Below are 16,576 nucleotides of genomic sequence, written 5' to 3' on the forward strand. Positions count from 1 at the left end.
AAAATTTTCTTTCCCTGTAACAAAAAAAGGGTTTAAACGTCATTAAAAAAAGGAAAAGCCTTACTGAAGTTTTGCGGACAATTCCTTTAAGGCAGTCCTAAAAAAAGAATAATACAAAGAAGGTGCCTTCATGAAACAAAGGTTAATCTCAATTATTATTCCGTCTTACAATGAAGGGAACAACGTCAAGCTCATCCATGAATCTTTAAAAAAAGAGTTTCAGACGATTCATTATGACTATGAAATTTTCTACATCAATGACGGAAGCGCGGATGACACCCTTCAGCAGATTAAAGAACTGGCCGCCAGAAACCATCGCGTCAAATACATATCTTTTTCCCGCAACTTCGGGAAAGAAGCGGCCATTTTGGCAGGATTTGAACACGTGCAGGGCGAAGCGGTAATCGTGATGGACGCCGATCTGCAGCATCCGACCCATCTGCTGAAAGACTTCATTCAAGGCTATGAAGAAGGGTATGACCAAGTCATCGCGCAGCGCAACCGAAAAGGGGACAGCCCCGTGCGTTCTGTGCTTTCTTCCCTGTATTATAAATTTATCAACAAAGCCGTCGAAGTGGACCTGCGTGACGGGGTCGGAGATTTCCGCCTGCTGAGCCGGCAGGCCGTTGATGCCCTTTTGAAGCTGAGTGAAGGGAACCGTTTCTCGAAAGGGCTGTTCTGCTGGATCGGGTTTGACCAGAAAATCGTATTTTATGAAAATGTCGAAAGGAAGAACGGCACGTCCAAATGGTCATTCAGCAATCTGTTCAACTACGGAATGGACGGTGTCGTCTCCTTCAACAACAAGCCCCTTAGGGTATGCTTTTTCACCGGTATTCTGATATTGCTTCTGTCGATGGTTTATATTGTAACGACCTTTGTTCATATTCTGACACACGGCGTGTCCGTACCCGGATACTTCACCATTATTTCCGCCGTGCTGTTTTTAGGGGGCATCCAGCTTTTGAGTCTCGGCATCATCGGAGAATATATCGGCCGGATTTACTATGAAACAAAAAAACGCCCGCACTATTTAATTAAAGAAGCGAATATAACGTACGGAGAACAAAATGAAACGAATTATACAAAAAAGCGCAAGTGGAACCATTAAACAGGCGCCGCTGTGCGCAGGGTCTGGGGACGTTGTATGAAAAAAAATAAATGGATCTTGCCGGCAGCCTGTGTGCTGGCTGCGGCAGCCGCTCATATTTTTTTCTTAAAAGAGTGGTCGGCAGGCCGCTATATGACGGGGTCTGGAGACGGGATCGCCCAAATGGCGGTCTTCAAAAAGCTGCTGTTTGATCAATATATGAACGGCAGGCTGTTTTATAGCTATTCGTTCGGACTGGGCGGGGGCGTGTACAGTCAGCTCGGCTATTATTTCTCTACTTCTTTTCTATTCCTGTTTATCTCCGCCGCTGTCCGCTTTTTGCAGCTTATTCAGCTGACGGGTGAGGCTGATGCGCTGTTTTGGGCGCAGGCCTCCGTTTTTATCAGCATTGCCAAGCAGAGTTTTATCATATTCACGGCGGCGTGTGTGTTCCGTTATTTCGTCAAACGGACGGTGCCTGCTTTTGCCGGCGCCGTGTTGTACGGGGTCTCGATTATTTACTTCCGGCATGAGGTATATTGGGACTTTTTCACTGACAGTATGGTGTGGCTGCCGTTGCTTGTGTTGGGCGCGGAAAAAATCATCCGGGAAAAAAAGCCGGCGTGGTTTATCTTCGCCTGTGCGCTGACATTGATCAACAACTTTTATTTTGCGTATATTAATCTGATTTTCATCGGCATTTATATCTTATTCAGGTGGGTGATCCCCCTTGAAGGCAATGAGGCGAAAAAGCTCACTCAATGCAGGATATTTATTCTGTCGGGCCTTCTCGGGTTCGGCATAAGCGCAGTTTCCTTTATTCCTGTCGTATACGGATACCTTCATAATCTGCGGCCGCCGTATTCAGAGCATATTGCATGGCTTGATTTTTCCGACAACATTTTATTTTCAAGCCGGATTATTATCCTGCCGGCGGCTTTTTTGCTTTTTCTATTTACATTTACTTTATACAAAAACCGCTTGTTCCGGCTGTTTGCGGGAATCAGTCTGCTGTATATTCTGTTTCACTTCAGTCCGTTCGCGGCAAGTGCCTTTAACGGTTTTTCAGCTCCGCAGAACAGGTTTGAATACGTCCTGTGCTTCACGATTGCCGGAACGGTTTCAGCCGGGCTTTCTAAGCTTTCAGACATCAGCATGAAGAGTATGCTGATGTCCGCCGTACTCGTCGTTCTGCTCTATTGGAGCCAGGTGAGGCGGTACAGTCTGGATATTTCTGATCACGCCAACCTGCCCGTCATCCTTCTTCTGGTGCTGAGCATAGCCGCTTTCTTTGCAGCAAAGACAAGATTGAAAGGCGCGGTGCCCGCCGTCTATGCCGTCATTTTGCTTACAGCTGTGCTTACGGCTAATACATATGAAAAATATGCTTTATCAGAAGGCGGGAAGATTTATACGGTATCGCATACCTTTATGACGGGTGCTGACTATAAAGGCAAAGAACAATCGGAGCTCATTCAGCGTCTGAAAGAAAAAGACCCTGATCCGTTTGCCCGTTTAGATTGGATGAACGGTGTTTTCAATAACACCCCGATCATATACGGGTTCAACGGATTCAGCGTATACTCAAGCATACTGAACCGCAATCTGCTGTCCTTTTATTGGCACGACCTCCAGATTGACATGGGCAGAGAAAGCGTCAGCCGCTATGCGACATTAGGAAACAGGGCTAATTTATACAGCCTGCTTTACGGAAAATATTATATGACGGAAAAAACAAACGAGGCCGGCGTGCCGTACGGGTTCAAAAAAATCATGGAATCAACCCATTATGCGGTTTATCAAAATCAATATATGCTTCCGTTCGTACGGACAGCCGATCGCGTATATAACGAGGGCGGCCTGAAAAAAGCGCCCGCCCTTGCCAGGGAACGGGCAATGCTTAACGGGATCGTCATGGAATCAAGCACAACCAACACGAAAAAAGCGCCTGAGGCGAAAAATATGATCCGCCATGCAGAGGTAGCGGCCGAACATGGCGATTATCATAACGGCATCCTGACGGTAAACGAAGACGGCGGCGGCCTGATCATTACGCCGCAAGCCGCTAAGATGGACGGCGGCGATTATTACGTCAGCTTTTATTTGAAGAATAAAGCGAAGGACCAGGGCTTTACATTAAAAGTGAACGATTACACGACAACGAGAAAATCGAATCAATCCATTTACAAAACAGGTGTCAACGATCTTACTGTGAGAGTGCCGAAAACAAAAAACATCCAAATCCGTCTGCCGAAAGGATCGTATCAGCTTGACAGACTGGCGCTTTATGAAGAACGGTACGATACGCTGAAAAGCGCATACCGAAAAGCGGAAAAAGAACCGCGGGCCGATCTCAGCTGGCGCGGAAATACGCTTCATATCTCGTATGATAACAAAACCCGCGCGCCGTATATCATGCTTCCGATTCCATATGAAAAAGGCTGGGAGCTGAAGATAAACGGCAGAAAAGAGCAGATTGAAAAAGCGGATTATTCCTTTATCGGATTTAAAGCGCAAAAAGGAAAAAACGATATTCAATTAACGTATTTCCCGCCGTTTTTTAAACCCGCGGCCGCTCTATCGGTGATCAGCCTCGTGTTTGCGGTTATATATGTGAGAAGACAAAAAAAGCCCGGCTCTTAAACAGAGCCGAGCTTTAATTTTTTCTGCAATTTTTCCTCGCTGAAAATCCAGCCCGTGTAAGAAGAGAGAAGCTCTAAATCATGACTGAGGTGGACGATGGCGACAAAAGGATAGTGGCCTTTGCTCCGGTAGCGTAAATCAATAAAACGCACCTCATAATGATCTTTAAAGGTATCGACCTCCCACCTGTAAACGGGGGAAAATGAAAGAAAGGCTGCAATATTTTCGTCCTGTTTTGCGGCCTTCATCACATCGGTTTCCGGAACGGGCACGCGGTTGAATGTATCCAATATCACGACATGGCCGTCAAGGCTTCTGCCGACATAAAAGGCATGCGCCGTCGTCACGGCGATACGCCACTGCCTGAATTTCATCGTCGGCGAAATAATGATGGTTTCAATCTCCTCTTCAATCATTTCGCGCAGCCTTCGCTTTATCCGCAGCTGCATCAAAAACCGGACGGCGTAATATCCTGCGAGGATGATATAAAGCATCAGAAATGTCACGCCCGGATGACCTCCGATATACCACACGGCAATCGCGGCCAAATGGCTGACGAAAATAAACGGATCAAAGGTATTGATTAAACCGAGAGCGATCCATTTTCTCGAAAACGGGCGGATGGCCTGCGTGCCGTACGCGTTAAAAATGTCAACAAACACATGCAAAACGACAGCGAGAAGCGTCCACAGCCACAGGTGCAAAAAGTTCGCTTCCGGATAAAACATAAACAAAATACCCGGAATCAGAACGGACCAAAATAAAACGGCGGGAATGGAGTGCGTGAACCCTCTATGATTTCGAATATAAACGGCATTATTTTTCAGCTTCAATATGGTATCAATATCAGGTGCCTGAGAGCCGGCAAGAGCGGCGATCATAACTGCCTGAGACATGGGGGTGTGCATGCCGACGGCAGGATCAAGAGTTGCGATTCCGCCAAGCGCGATACCCATGACAACGTGAGTGCCAGTATCCATTGTTGACCTCCTAGCAGGCGTTAACAATCAGTCGCCCGCATATTTCGCATTATAAGATATTCCCCATTTTCTGTTTGCCCAATCATGGCGTTTATCCGCCGTTCTCATATGTTTCCGCTTTTTCTTTATCACTATTTAATGTAACATATTATCGTAACGTGCCCTAAGTTTACACCAAAATACGGTGTCAAGAAAAGCGGAACCCGAAACATCTGAGGAGAAGATATGAACGCACTTGAAGAAAAAATGAAACAAAAAGATATAGACAAATTTCGCGAGGACTTAATTACATGGTTCGAAAGAGAACAGAGAATTCTGCCGTGGAGAGAAAATCAGGACCCATATCGGGTGTGGGTATCAGAGGTGATGCTGCAGCAGACGCGCGTAGAAACCGTTATCCCTTATTTCCGGCGGTTTGTTGAGCAATTTCCGACCGTTTCGGCGCTCGCTGAAGCCGATGAGGAAAAAGTGCTCAAAGCCTGGGAAGGGCTAGGTTATTACTCCCGTGTAAGAAATCTGCAAAGCGCCGTAAAAGAAGTGCATGAGCGGTACGGGGGAGTCGTCCCTGCCGAGGAAAAGGAATTTGGCGGACTGAAAGGCGTCGGCCCTTATACAAAAGGCGCCGTGCTCAGCATCGCATACAACAAACCGATTCCCGCCGTAGACGGCAATGTGATGCGTGTCATGTCGAGAATTCTTTCCATATGGGACGATATCGCAAAACCTAAAACCAGAACCATTTTCGAACAGGCGGTATCCGCTTTCATTTCTCATGAAAAACCATCTGAATTCAATCAGGGTTTAATGGAGCTCGGCGCGATCATCTGCACCCCGAAATCGCCGTCCTGCCTGCTTTGCCCCGTACAAAAGCACTGTTCGGCATTTGCGGAAGGGACAGAGCGGGAGCTGCCCGTTAAAAGCAAAAAGAAAAAGCCCGGAATAAAAACAATGGCAGCCGTTGTGCTGACAGACGATCAAGGCGATGTCTATATTCATAAACGGCCGCCAAAAGGCTTGCTCGCCAACTTGTGGGAGTTTCCGAATACCGAAACCCAGAAAGGAATCAAAACCGAAAGAGAGCAGCTTGAAGCCTATTTAGAAAAAGAGATGGGAACAACCGCTGAAATCGGGGAGCTGGAAGGCATCGTAGAACATGTTTTCACCCATCTCGTCTGGAATATTTCGGTCTTTTTCGGTAAAGTAAAACAAGTGTCGGATACAACGGAATTCATACGGGTCACAAAAGAGGAGCTCGAGGAATACGCATTTCCCGTTTCCCATCAAAAGATATGGAAAATGGCGGAAGAAAACGGCCGCCTGTAAAAAGCGTCAGTCATAGCTGACGCGAGTGCCGCGGCCGTAATCCGCTTCATTCCGTTTCAGTCCGCCGCGGGCTTCGATTTCCTGAATCAGTTCCCGGTATTTGGACTGGCCTTCTTCGTTTAAATACGGCATAATTTGCTGGAAGGCATGATGGAAATAGGCGAGCTCTGAATCTCTCCAATCTTTTTTGGGCATCATGGCCAATTCGCCCATATCACGTCCGACATACATATAAAAGACCCCTTTCAACACATATTGCTTTTATTGTTTGTTGAATGAAAAGAACTATACACAGCAAGGAGCTGAGGAAAAATGGAACAAAATAAATGCGCACTGATCACGGGAAGCAGCCGCGGCGTCGGGAAAGCAGCCGCCATCAGACTCGCGGAAAAAGGATACAACATCGTCATCAATTACGCCCGCAGTAAAAAAGCGGCATTAGAAACCGCCGAAGAAATTGAAAAACTCGGCGTTAAAACGCTCGTCATTAAAGCCAATGTCGGCCAGCCGGCAAAAATCAAAGACATGTTCCGCCAGATTGACGAAACATTCGGCAGACTGGACGTGTTCGTCAATAATGCGGCTTCAGGCGTGCTGAGACCGGTCATGGAACTCGAAGAAACACACTGGGACTGGACGATGAATATCAATGCGAAAGCATTGCTTTTCTGCGCCCAGGAAGCGGCAAAGATGATGGAGAAAAACGGAGGCGGCCACATCGTCAGCATCAGCTCGCTCGGCAGCATCCGCTATCTTGAAAACTATACGACGGTCGGTGTCTCAAAAGCCGCTTTAGAATCGTTAACCCGTTATCTGGCGGTTGAGCTGTCTCCGAAAAATATCATCGTAAACGCGGTGTCAGGCGGAGCGATTGATACGGACGCGCTGAAGCATTTCCCTAACAGAGATGAACTGCTGGAAGATGCCCGCCAAAATACGCCGGCCGGCAGAATGGTCGAAATTAAAGATATGATCGATACGGTGGAGTTTTTAGTTTCTTCAAAAGCGGACATGATCCGCGGCCAGACCATCATTATTGACGGCGGACGTTCTCTGCTTGTATAAGTTTTAAAAAAAGATGAATAGCCTTATCATCTCCTGCGCATTCTAAAGTGCGTGGAGGTGATAACAATGGCAAACTCAAAATACAGCAAAACAGACGTTCAGCAGGTGAAAAAACAAAACCAGCAATCAGCTTCCGGTCAGGGTCAATACGGCACTGAATTCGGCAGTGAAACTGATGCGCAGCAGGTTAGAAAGCAAAACCAATCTGCTGAACAAAACAAACAGCAAAACAGCTAATCACTGAAACGAAAAAGCACTTCATCTTCGGATGGAAGTGCTTTTTTCTGTTGCCAAAACGACAAAACTTGTGATTCCTCTACAGAATGAGTCAAAGGGTTTTCCGGCGTAAAATCGAAATGGTAAGGAGTATCAACCTAAAAGCCTAAGGAGGAACCCGATGTCAGAGTTTGAAAAGCTTGTAAGTGAACAGATGAAAATCATGGATCAGCTTCTCGAGCTGCAGTCAGAACTTGACCGCTGCCGGCAGGTGGAAGCGGAACTCATCAGTCTGGAAAGAGATGCAAAGCTGGACAATGTACAGGACGAAATTGCGACAAAGCGAAAAGACCTGGCCGGCATACAGGAGTTATTCCAAAGGCAGACAGAGCAAGTCATCCAGTCTTATCGCAGCACGGAAAAGCCGTCTTCCTATGTGCAGAAATGAATGTGCCATTCCGGAAGCGGAGTGGTTCTTTTATTTTCATTTTTTAATTCGTAACGTTATAATAGTGAAAAGACTTGTCGGAAAGCAATTGCGGCTGCATTGACTGCAGGGCTTTACAGAAAGTAGGGGAGAAATATGGGATATCCCAAGGAAGGAGAAACCATTCAAATTCACAGCTATAAGCATAACGGGCTGCTTCATCGAATTTGGAATGAAACGACGATTTTAAAAAGTACGGAATTGTGTATCATCGGAGCCAACGACCGGACTATGGTGACGGAATCCGACGGACGGACGTGGGTGACGAGAGAACCGGCGATCTGCTACTTTCATGCCCGTCAGTGGTTTAACGTCATCGGAATGCTGAGAGATGACGGGGTACACTATTATTGCAACATCAGCTCGCCGTTCGCTTATGACGGAGAGGCCATCAAATATATTGATTACGATTTGGATGTCAAGGTGTTTCCGGATATGACGTATAACATTCTTGACGAGGATGAATACGATGACCACCGCAAATCTATGAATTACCCTAAAGAGATCGACAGCATTCTGAAGGAGTATCTGAATACGCTGCTGCACTGGATTCATCAGCGGAAAGGACCGTTTGCTCCGGAATTTGTTGATATGTGGTATGAACGGTATCTGCGCTATACAAAATAAAGATACAATAAAAAACCTGTTGGGGTGTCAACAGGTTTTTCACATGGGCTCACACGCCTTAAAGAGAGAGGGGGATAAAGTGTGGGCGTAATCAGACGCTATATGCAATTTGTAAAACCTTATAAAAAACAAATTTTTATCACAGTGTTAATCGGCATCATAAAATTCTCCATCCCGCTGGCTCTCCCGCTGCTGTTAAAATACGTGGTCGATGACATTATTCAAGGGAGCGGAACGGCAAGCGCTAAAACATCATCGCTATTCACGATAATGGGCATCATGTTCGTGCTGTTTTTAATTCTGCGTCCCCCGGTAGAGTACTATCGGCAATACTTCGCGCAATGGACGGGCAGCCGGGTGCTCTATGATATCAGGGGGGTATTGTTTGATCATATTCAAAAATTGAGCCTGAGGTTTTATGCCAACACGAGAACGGGCGAAGTCATTTCCCGGGTGATAAATGATGTCGAACAGACAAAAGACTTTGTCATAACGGGACTGATGAATATCTGGCTTGATATGATGACGGTGCTGATCGTCATCTGCATTATGTTTACACTCGATGTTAAGCTGACATTGATATCTGTCATTTTGTTTCCGTTATACGGAATTTCAGTGAAATACTTTTACGGCCGCCTCCGAAAACTGACACGGGAGCGTTCTCAGGCACTCGCCCAAGTTCAGGGACATTTGCACGAAAGAGTTCAGGGGATGCCCGTCATCAGAAGTTTTGCCATTGAAGATTATGAACAAGCCAATTTTGATGAAAAAAACGGACATTTTCTGGACAGAGCGATCCGTCATACGAATTGGAACGCAAAAACGTTTGCAGTCGTGAATACCATTACGGATTTGGCGCCGCTGCTCGTTATCGCGTTTGCGGGTTATTTTGTCATAAACGGTCCGCTGACGGTAGGGACGATGGTTGCGTTCGTCGGCTATATTGACAGAATGTACAATCCGGTCAGAAGATTGATCAACTCATCGACGACGCTGACCCAGTCGATCGCTTCAATGGACCGCATATTTGAATTTATCGACGAGCCGTATGAACTGACTGATAAACCGAATGCAGTAAAAGCTGACGGCATTAAGGGCGAAGTTGAATTCCGAAATGTCTCGTTCCGTTATGAGGAAGGAAAAGAAACGATTTTGCAGGACGTTTCCTTAAAGGTGACAAAAGGGGAAACCGTCGCGCTCGTCGGGATGAGCGGCGGCGGTAAATCGACGCTTGTCAGCCTCATACCGCGTTTTTATGATGTATCCGGCGGCAGCCTGCTGATTGACGGCACAGATATTCGCGATTATGAAGCGAGAAGCCTCCGCAATCAAGTCGGAATGGTGCTTCAGGATACGTTTCTGTTCAGTGAGACGATTCGTGAAAATATCGCCATCGGTAAACCGGGAGCGTCTCTGGATGAGGTGGTTGCGGCTGCGAAAGCGGCAAATGCCCATGAATTTATTATGAATTTCCCAGAAGGTTATGAAACCAAAGTCGGCGAACGGGGCGTCAAATTGTCAGGCGGGCAGAAACAGCGGATTTCCATCGCGCGTGTATTCTTAAAAAATCCGCCGCTGTTAATCTTGGATGAAGCGACATCGGCTCTTGATCTTGAAAGTGAACACTACATTCAGGAAGCGATGGAAAAGCTTGCGAAAAACCGGACGACTTTTATCGTCGCCCACAGGCTGTCCACGATTACGCACGCGGATAAAATTGTCGTCATGGAAAACGGCGCCGTCGTCGAAACCGGCACGCACGAGGAATTAATGGCCCAAGGCGGCCAGTACAGACACTTATTTACGATTCAGAATTTGAACTGATACAAAAACTTATGCCGTCCGAATGGGCGGCATAAGTTTTTTTGAATGCAAAAAAACCCGGTTTTACGGAAGCACCGGGTTACTCTTCGTCTGTTTCTAATTCGCTGTCTTTCGGGTGGTATGTCTGAAAACTCGTAATTAATGTATCGAGATGCTCCAGCTGCTCGCGGTATTCCGCAACCGCAGCCATAATGCTGAGCATATTGTAATCAAGCAGTTCATCCTCGCAGTTCTGCTGATTTTTCAAGAAAGACTTCGTCAAAAGCTGTTTATATCTTATGCTTTCTTCAGCATCGTCATCATGCGGTTTGATCTTGCCGACCGTCCGCATCAGAATCCTTTCATGCCAATGAAGCAGATAATCAATTTCTTCTGTCAGCGTCTCCTGAAATTCCTCCGGCATATGATAAATCTCGTTTTCATAGCGGTGCAGCTTTTTCAGCGTATCAAGCGCCCGATTCGCCGTAATAATCGCCTGTCTGAATAAAACAAGCTTGCGCGATTTTACATACGTCGTTTTCTTAAAGTAGCTTCTCTCCTCTTTATAAAGAAGGTACGTATGATCAAGCTTCATCATCTTTTCCTTCAGCTTCTCAATATCCTCTTTCAATATCGAGTGTTCCGTGGACTGACGCATCGTCAGCCTGATCCATTTCATGATCTCATCGGTATATTCAACCGTATGATGAGTCAGCTTCGTTTCGTATTTCGGCGGAAGAAACACAAGGTTCACAATAAAAGAAGACAGCACGCCTAAAATAACGGTGCTTGTTCGTATCAGAGCGAACGTCAGGAAGCTGTTTCCCGGTGTTTCTAAAATTGCGATAACCGTCACGAGCGCAATCGAAATGGTGTGTTCAATTTTCAGTTTTAACATGATCGTGATGACAATCACTGCGGTCAATCCGATCATAATCGGACTCGGTCCGAAAATCAGTCCGAATGCCGTAGCGATGACAGCGCCGATGATATTTGCCTGAACCTGATCAATAATGATAAGAAAAGACCTGTAAATAGAGGGCTGTATGGCAAATATAGCTGCAATCCCGGCAAAGATCGGCGACGGAAGTCCGATCCATGATGCTAAGTAGAGCGCGAGCGTAATCGCAATCCCTGTTTTAAAAATGCGGGCACCAAGTTTCATTGGTTTGTGCGTGCATTCCTTTCTCTAATAAATTATGTGCCGAACGAACGGCTGACACTTACATTTCCCTGTCGGCTGATTTGCTAAACAATAAAGTAATATACAGGGATCATACCAATTATTCAAGGTCTTTTTTTGAAAAAACCATTATCTCACAAATCGGACAAAAAGAAAAAGCGGAAGCCCCGGGCTCCCGCTTGTTTCAGCAGTTATTTTTTCATATGTCTGAACGCATCTTCAACGGCCTGTAAAGTGGCGTCGATATCCTCTTCAGTATGTGCGGTTGTGATAAACCAAGCTTCATACTTCGATGGAGCGAGATTGATGCCGCGCTCAAGCATCAGCTTGAAGAACTTGGCGAATGCTTCTCCGTCCGTATTTTCCGCCTGCTCGTAATTGACGATCTTTTCATCAGTGAAGTAAACCGTGAGCGCGCCTTTTAAACGGTTGACGGTGATGGTAATGCCGTGTGTCTCCGCATGGGCGAGAATGCCTTGCTCAAGTCTGGCGCCGAGCTCATCAAGCCGCTCATAAACGCCTTCTTCCTTCAGCACTTCCAGGCAGGCGATGCCTGATAGGATAGATGCCGGGTTTCCGGCCATTGTGCCGGCTTGATATGCCGGGCCGAGCGGAGCAACCTGCTCCATGATCTCTTTTTTGCCTCCGTAAGCGCCGATCGGCAAGCCGCCCCCGATAATTTTACCGAGCGCCGTTAAATCAGGCTTCACTTGAAGAAGATCCTGCGCGCCTCCGTACATAAAACGGAACGCCGTGATCACTTCATCATAAATGACGAGCGCGCCCGCTTTATGGGTCAATTCATTTACCTGTTCTAAAAATCCTTCTTCAGGTTCAACGATGCCGAAGTTGCCGACGATCGGCTCGACGAGAACCGCTGCAATTTCTGAACCCCATTTATCCAGCGCGGCTTTGTAGCTTTCAATGTCATTGAAAGGAACGGTAATCACCTCATTGGCGATGCTTTTCGGCACGCCGGCGGAATCAGGAGTGCCGAGCGTAGACGGACCGGAACCCGCAGCGACAAGTACGAGATCAGAATGGCCGTGATAGCAGCCGGCGAATTTAATGATTTTTGTCCGGCCTGTATAAGCGCGTGCAACCCGGATCGTTGTCATTACCGCTTCAGTGCCTGAGTTTACGAATCGTACTTTATCAAGTGAAGGAATGGCCTCCTTCAGCATTTTGGCGAAAGTGACCTCATGTTTGGTCGGCGTCCCGTACAGCACGCCGTTTTCAGCCGCTGTTTTAATCGCTTCAGTAATATGCGGATGGGCATGTCCGGTAATAATCGGGCCGTAAGCCGCTAAATAATCGATATACTGATTCCCGTCTACATCCCAGAAATAAGCGCCGTTCGCTTTTTCCATCGCAACGGGTGAACCGCCGCCTACCGCTTTATAGGATCTGGACGGGCTGTTCACGCCTCCAACGATATGCTCTAACGCTTCCTTATGAAGTTCAACTGATTTTGTATACAAAAAATGACCCTCCTAATATCTCCTTACATCATGTTCTATTGTAGCATGCTTCATTGCGAGCACAACGGTTCATGCTTCCAGAAAAGAGCGGGAGGATAACGGTTGTAATCTTAACGTGAATTGGATACGCTTAATAAAAAACCCGGAGGTATAAGAAATGACGATTGAAATCGGACAAACAGCACCGGATATGAAATTGGTGAATGACAGCGGGGAAGAAGTAGCATTGACGGATTTTAAAGGGAAGTACGTCGTTCTCTATTTTTATCCGAAAGACATGACACCCGGATGCACGACGGAAGCATGTGATTTCCGTGATCAGCACGAAAGTTTCGCGGGACTTGATGCCGTTATCATCGGAGTAAGCCCTGACAGCCGTGATAAACATGAAAAATTTAAGCAAAAACACGATCTTCCTTTCCAGCTCCTCGTTGATGATGAGCACAAATTGGCGGAAGCTTTTGATGTGTGGAAGCTGAAGAAGAATTTTGGGAAAGAATATATGGGTATCGAGCGATCCACTTTTTTGTTAGACAAAGAAGGCCGTCTTGTGAAGGAGTGGAGAAAGGTAAAAGTGAAAGATCACGTTGCCGAGGCGCTTCGAGAATTGGAACAAATTGCGTCTAATTAATGGACAAATGCTGAACTCACGGGGTTTTCTTCAGATTACATTTGACAGGAGACCGGAAAAAGATGTACACTAATTATAAACATTATAAAGTAAGAATCTTTTTTAGAAGAGAGGTGCATGACGGATGGCTGCACATGAATTAAAAGAAGCCTTAGACACGTTGAAGGATACGGGAGTCCGGATTACTCCTCAACGTCATGCCATTCTGGAATATCTCGTGGATTCTATGGCACATCCGACAGCGGACGATATATATAAAGCCTTGGAAGGGAAATTCCCTAATATGAGTGTTGCGACAGTGTATAACAATTTGCGTGTATTCCGGGAAGCGGGGCTTGTAAAGGAACTGACGTACGGAGATGCGTCCAGCAGATTTGACTTTGTCACCTCTGACCATTATCACGCCATTTGTGAAAGCTGCGGAAAAATCGTAGATTTCCATTATCCCGGGCTTGACGAAGTGGAACAGCTTGCGGCTCACGTCACGGGGTTTAAGGTAAGCCACCACCGTTTGGAGATTTACGGCGTCTGCCAAGAATGTTCCAAAAAAGAAAACCACTAAACGAAGCTGACCGCTTTGATACGGTCAGCTTCGTTTATTTTACACTGTTTTTTCTGTTATAAGACTCATCGAACGCTTTGCCTTCCAATCCTTTATCCAATGTGAGCGGCTCTCTGCAATGCATGCACATATCCACTCTGCCCAGAATCTTCGTTTCTTTCTCGCAAGCGGGGCACATCACCCGGACCGCTTTTGTGGACAGCATGCCGATCCAAAAATAAACGGCGGTGCTGAGCCCGATCGACAGCAGGCCGAGAATCATAAACAAGCTGGCAAGCAAAACAGACTGCTTAAAGAACAGCCCGATGTACATAATGATAAACCCAACGAAAACCAAACTTAACGCAAACGTTCTGATCTTATTAATTTTGCTTGAGTATTTCGCCATGTCCATCCCCCTCTCGTTTAACTATAGCACAAAACAGATGGCATATTCTTCATGTTTTCGTAAGAAAAGGGAAGAATAAATATGGCACCTGAAAGGAAATTTGTTATAATAGTGCAATGTGTTTAGAAAAAAGGACTTTCATGTTTTATCATAGAAATGTAGAAACAATAGCTAGTGAAACAATCGCATTGGAGGAATCGTAATGGACAATCTTCTCCGTCCAATTTACCAAGAAAGAGCAAGTCATCCCGATACGCTGGCCGTCCTTATGATTGAGAGAAGGAGTAAAGCATCATCCATCACGGATAACTTTGATGCGGTCATGCTTGTCATTGTCAAACAGGCTGATGAACCTCTTTTTATAAAGCATTATGAATTCGAACAAAAAACCGCTTCTTTACATATTGTAACGGATGCTCTGCTTCAGGAATGGATTCTGCTTGGGACCAATAGAAGAGTCATAGATTGGATCATCAACGGCAAAGTACTGTTTGACCGCAATGAATATATATCTGAACTCAATGACCAGCTCAGCACTTTTCCTTTCGCCGAGCGGAAATTAAAGATCGGAATGGAATACGGCAAGCTGATCAGAAGATTTGTAGAAGGAAAAGCGTTTTTTGAAGCTGATCATTTTCTGGATGCATATTATGCGGTAGTGCATGCTCTTCACCACTTGGCCCGCATAGAAGTGATTGACCGGGGGTTTTATCCCGAAACGACAGTCTGGAACCAGGTCCGTCACATTGAGCCGCAGGTATATAAGCTATACTCCGAACTTGTCGAGAGTCACGAAAGTTTGGAGAAAAGGCTCGAATTATTATTCTTAGCAAATGATTTTCTCATCCATTCAAAAGCTGAAATCGGTTCTGCCCACCTTTTTCAAGTGATGAAAGAAAAAGAAATGTGGCAGTTTGGAGAATTGCTTCAGCACCCTGAACTGGTGCACTTCACCCAAGATCTCGGTGTCATGCTTGATTATCTGACGGAAAAAGGCTTTATTGAAGTATCTCAAATAGAGACCAAAGGGCAGGAAGTATATCATCGAGGATATTCTTTCAAAAAAAGTGTTGACGCTGAATCATAGGCATGGTATATTATTAAACGTCGCTGATGCGCTTCAACAAAAAGCTCACAGCGGCGGAGAAATAAAAACAAAAAAACATTTGACAGCAACTCGCTGAAATGTTATACTGAAAAAGTCGCCTCGAGATGAGGCTGAAATGATCTTTGAAAACTAAACAAGACAAAACGCACCTGTTAATTCAAAGTTTTAAATAAATCGCACAGCGATGTGCGTAGTCAGTCAAACTACTTTATCGGAGAGTTTGATCCTGGCTCAGGACGAACGCTGGCGGCGTGCCTAATACATGCAAGTCGAGCGGACAGATGGGAGCTTGCTCCCTGATGTTAGCGGCGGACGGGTGAGTAACACGTGGGTAACCTGCCTGTAAGACTGGGATAACTCCGGGAAACCGGGGCTAATACCGGATGGTTGTCTGAACCGCATGGTTCAGACATAAAAGGTGGCTTCGGCTACCACTTACAGATGGACCCGCGGCGCATTAGCTAGTTGGTGAGGTAACGGCTCACCAAGGCGACGATGCGTAGCCGACCTGAGAGGGTGATCGGCCACACTGGGACTGAGACACGGCCCAGACTCCTACGGGAGGCAGCAGTAGGGAATCTTCCGCAATGGACGAAAGTCTGACGGAGCAACGCCGCGTGAGTGATGAAGGTTTTCGGATCGTAAAGCTCTGTTGTTAGGGAAGAACAAGTGCCGTTCAAATAGGGCGGCACCTTGACGGTACCTAACCAGAAAGCCACGGCTAACTACGTGCCAGCAGCCGCGGTAATACGTAGGTGGCAAGCGTTGTCCGGAATTATTGGGCGTAAAGGGCTCGCAGGCGGTTTCTTAAGTCTGATGTGAAAGCCCCCGGCTCAACCGGGGAGGGTCATTGGAAACTGGGGAACTTGAGTGCAGAAGAGGAGAGTGGAATTCCACGTGTAGCGGTGAAATGCGTAGAGATGTGGAGGAACACCAGTGGCGAAGGCGACTCTCTGGTCTGTAACTGACGCTGAGGAGCGAAAGCGTGG

General features: G+C 46.4%; 16 protein-coding genes and 1 rRNA gene (1 of these 17 running past the window's edge). 12 read left to right on the forward strand and 5 right to left on the reverse strand.

Annotation, left to right across the window (positions count from 1 at the left end):
* The first annotated feature begins 130 nt into the window (after positions 1-130).
* Positions 131-1,111 (forward strand): glycosyltransferase family 2 protein, encoded by a 981-nt coding sequence (locus tag NYE28_RS04380; RefSeq protein WP_003155484.1) that lies wholly within the window; start codon positions 131-133, stop codon positions 1,109-1,111.
* 36 nt (positions 1,112-1,147) lie between these two features.
* Positions 1,148-3,733, forward strand: a complete 2,586-nt coding sequence (locus NYE28_RS04385) for a YfhO family protein (RefSeq protein ID WP_136396220.1) — start codon at positions 1,148-1,150, stop codon at positions 3,731-3,733.
* Here NYE28_RS04385 and NYE28_RS04390 read toward each other — a convergent pair.
* Positions 3,730-4,713 (reverse strand): metal-dependent hydrolase, encoded by a 984-nt coding sequence (locus tag NYE28_RS04390; protein WP_003155481.1) that lies wholly within the window; start codon positions 4,711-4,713, stop codon positions 3,730-3,732. The two genes, NYE28_RS04385 and NYE28_RS04390, sit on opposite strands and share 4 nt — an antisense overlap.
* A 225-nt stretch (positions 4,714-4,938) precedes the next feature.
* Here NYE28_RS04390 and mutY point away from each other — a divergent pair, with 225 nt between their 5' ends.
* Complete coding sequence (mutY, locus tag NYE28_RS04395; RefSeq protein ID WP_043020691.1) at positions 4,939-6,036, forward strand: A/G-specific adenine glycosylase; 1,098 nt, start codon at positions 4,939-4,941, stop codon at positions 6,034-6,036.
* Between the two features lie 6 nt (positions 6,037-6,042).
* On the opposite strand, the gene NYE28_RS04400 is transcribed toward mutY, so the two are convergent.
* A complete protein-coding gene (locus NYE28_RS04400; protein WP_122503796.1) occupies positions 6,043-6,267 on the reverse strand; it encodes a hypothetical protein in 225 nt (74 codons plus the stop codon).
* A gap of 81 nt (positions 6,268-6,348) precedes the next feature.
* Between NYE28_RS04400 and fabL the strand changes: the two genes are divergently transcribed.
* From fabL to NYE28_RS04425, 5 genes are all read left to right on the forward strand, one after another.
* The gene (fabL, locus tag NYE28_RS04405) at positions 6,349-7,101 is read left to right on the forward strand and encodes an enoyl-[acyl-carrier-protein] reductase FabL (protein ID WP_003155478.1); all 753 of its coding nucleotides are present in this window, start codon (positions 6,349-6,351) and stop codon (positions 7,099-7,101) included.
* 66 nt (positions 7,102-7,167) lie between these two features.
* The gene (locus NYE28_RS04410; RefSeq protein WP_015417068.1) at positions 7,168-7,338 is read left to right on the forward strand and encodes a gamma-type small acid-soluble spore protein; all 171 of its coding nucleotides are present in this window, start codon (positions 7,168-7,170) and stop codon (positions 7,336-7,338) included.
* 160 nt (positions 7,339-7,498) lie between these two features.
* Positions 7,499-7,765 carry a YgaB family protein gene (locus NYE28_RS04415; protein WP_003155476.1) on the forward strand — a complete coding sequence of 89 codons (267 nt, stop codon included), beginning with the start codon at positions 7,499-7,501 and terminating at the stop codon, positions 7,763-7,765.
* A 135-nt stretch (positions 7,766-7,900) separates the two neighbouring features.
* A complete protein-coding gene (locus NYE28_RS04420) occupies positions 7,901-8,431 on the forward strand; it encodes a DUF402 domain-containing protein (protein ID WP_003155475.1) in 531 nt (176 codons plus the stop codon).
* Between the two features lie 81 nt (positions 8,432-8,512).
* Positions 8,513-10,255 (forward strand): ABC transporter ATP-binding protein, encoded by a 1,743-nt coding sequence (locus NYE28_RS04425; protein ID WP_014417243.1) that lies wholly within the window; start codon positions 8,513-8,515, stop codon positions 10,253-10,255.
* 79 nt (positions 10,256-10,334) lie between these two features.
* On the opposite strand, the gene NYE28_RS04430 is transcribed toward NYE28_RS04425, so the two are convergent.
* Both NYE28_RS04430 and NYE28_RS04435 read right to left on the reverse strand, forming a co-directional pair.
* Positions 10,335-11,399, reverse strand: a complete 1,065-nt coding sequence (locus NYE28_RS04430) for an aromatic acid exporter family protein (RefSeq protein ID WP_007610190.1) — start codon at positions 11,397-11,399, stop codon at positions 10,335-10,337.
* Positions 11,400-11,608: 209 nt separating this feature from the next.
* Positions 11,609-12,898, reverse strand: a complete 1,290-nt coding sequence (locus NYE28_RS04435) for a glutamate-1-semialdehyde 2,1-aminomutase (protein WP_007408567.1) — start codon at positions 12,896-12,898, stop codon at positions 11,609-11,611.
* Positions 12,899-13,055: 157 nt separating this feature from the next.
* Here NYE28_RS04435 and bcp point away from each other — a divergent pair, with 157 nt between their 5' ends.
* Positions 13,056-13,529: a thioredoxin-dependent thiol peroxidase gene (gene bcp, locus NYE28_RS04440; RefSeq protein ID WP_003155466.1), complete on the forward strand. Its 474-nt coding sequence runs from the start codon at positions 13,056-13,058 to the stop codon at positions 13,527-13,529.
* Positions 13,530-13,653: 124 nt separating this feature from the next.
* Positions 13,654-14,091, forward strand: a complete 438-nt coding sequence (perR, locus tag NYE28_RS04445) for a peroxide-responsive transcriptional repressor PerR (RefSeq protein WP_003155465.1) — start codon at positions 13,654-13,656, stop codon at positions 14,089-14,091.
* Between the two features lie 34 nt (positions 14,092-14,125).
* Here perR and NYE28_RS04450 read toward each other — a convergent pair whose 3' ends face one another.
* A complete protein-coding gene (locus NYE28_RS04450) occupies positions 14,126-14,479 on the reverse strand; it encodes a YgzB family protein (RefSeq protein WP_007408568.1) in 354 nt (117 codons plus the stop codon).
* 202 nt (positions 14,480-14,681) lie between these two features.
* Between NYE28_RS04450 and NYE28_RS04455 the strand changes: the two genes are divergently transcribed.
* Together NYE28_RS04455 and NYE28_RS04460 are read left to right on the forward strand one after the other, a co-directional pair.
* The gene (locus NYE28_RS04455; RefSeq protein ID WP_337681371.1) at positions 14,682-15,566 is read left to right on the forward strand and encodes a nucleotidyltransferase-like protein; all 885 of its coding nucleotides are present in this window, start codon (positions 14,682-14,684) and stop codon (positions 15,564-15,566) included.
* A 229-nt stretch (positions 15,567-15,795) separates the two neighbouring features.
* Positions 15,796-16,576: ribosomal RNA gene (locus tag NYE28_RS04460) — 16S ribosomal RNA — on the forward strand (it continues 769 nt past the right edge of the window).

It is taken from the genome of Bacillus sp. FSL R5-0443, assembly GCF_038608285.1.
GTDB classification, from domain to species: Bacteria; Bacillota; Bacilli; order Bacillales; family Bacillaceae; genus Bacillus; species Bacillus velezensis.

Bases quoted from the DNA above. Each gene is read 5' to 3' on its own strand.
- NYE28_RS04380 (WP_003155484.1), top strand. From the start codon at position 131: ATGAAACAAAGGTTAATCTCAATTATTATTCCGTCTTACAATGAAGGG.
- NYE28_RS04385 (WP_136396220.1), top strand. From the start codon at position 1,148: ATGAAAAAAAATAAATGGATCTTGCCGGCAGCCTGTGTGCTGGCTGCG.
- NYE28_RS04390 (WP_003155481.1), bottom strand. From the start codon at position 4,713: ATGGATACTGGCACTCACGTTGTCATGGGTATCGCGCTTGGCGGAATC.
- mutY (WP_043020691.1), top strand. From the start codon at position 4,939: ATGAACGCACTTGAAGAAAAAATGAAACAAAAAGATATAGACAAATTT.
- NYE28_RS04400 (WP_122503796.1), bottom strand. From the start codon at position 6,267: ATGTATGTCGGACGTGATATGGGCGAATTGGCCATGATGCCCAAAAAA.
- fabL (WP_003155478.1), top strand. From the start codon at position 6,349: ATGGAACAAAATAAATGCGCACTGATCACGGGAAGCAGCCGCGGCGTC.
- NYE28_RS04410 (WP_015417068.1), top strand. From the start codon at position 7,168: ATGGCAAACTCAAAATACAGCAAAACAGACGTTCAGCAGGTGAAAAAA.
- NYE28_RS04415 (WP_003155476.1), top strand. From the start codon at position 7,499: ATGTCAGAGTTTGAAAAGCTTGTAAGTGAACAGATGAAAATCATGGAT.
- NYE28_RS04420 (WP_003155475.1), top strand. From the start codon at position 7,901: ATGGGATATCCCAAGGAAGGAGAAACCATTCAAATTCACAGCTATAAG.
- NYE28_RS04430 (WP_007610190.1), bottom strand. From the start codon at position 11,399: ATGAAACTTGGTGCCCGCATTTTTAAAACAGGGATTGCGATTACGCTC.
- bcp (WP_003155466.1), top strand. From the start codon at position 13,056: ATGACGATTGAAATCGGACAAACAGCACCGGATATGAAATTGGTGAAT.
- perR (WP_003155465.1), top strand. From the start codon at position 13,654: ATGGCTGCACATGAATTAAAAGAAGCCTTAGACACGTTGAAGGATACG.
- NYE28_RS04450 (WP_007408568.1), bottom strand. From the start codon at position 14,479: ATGGCGAAATACTCAAGCAAAATTAATAAGATCAGAACGTTTGCGTTA.
- NYE28_RS04455 (WP_337681371.1), top strand. From the start codon at position 14,682: ATGGACAATCTTCTCCGTCCAATTTACCAAGAAAGAGCAAGTCATCCC.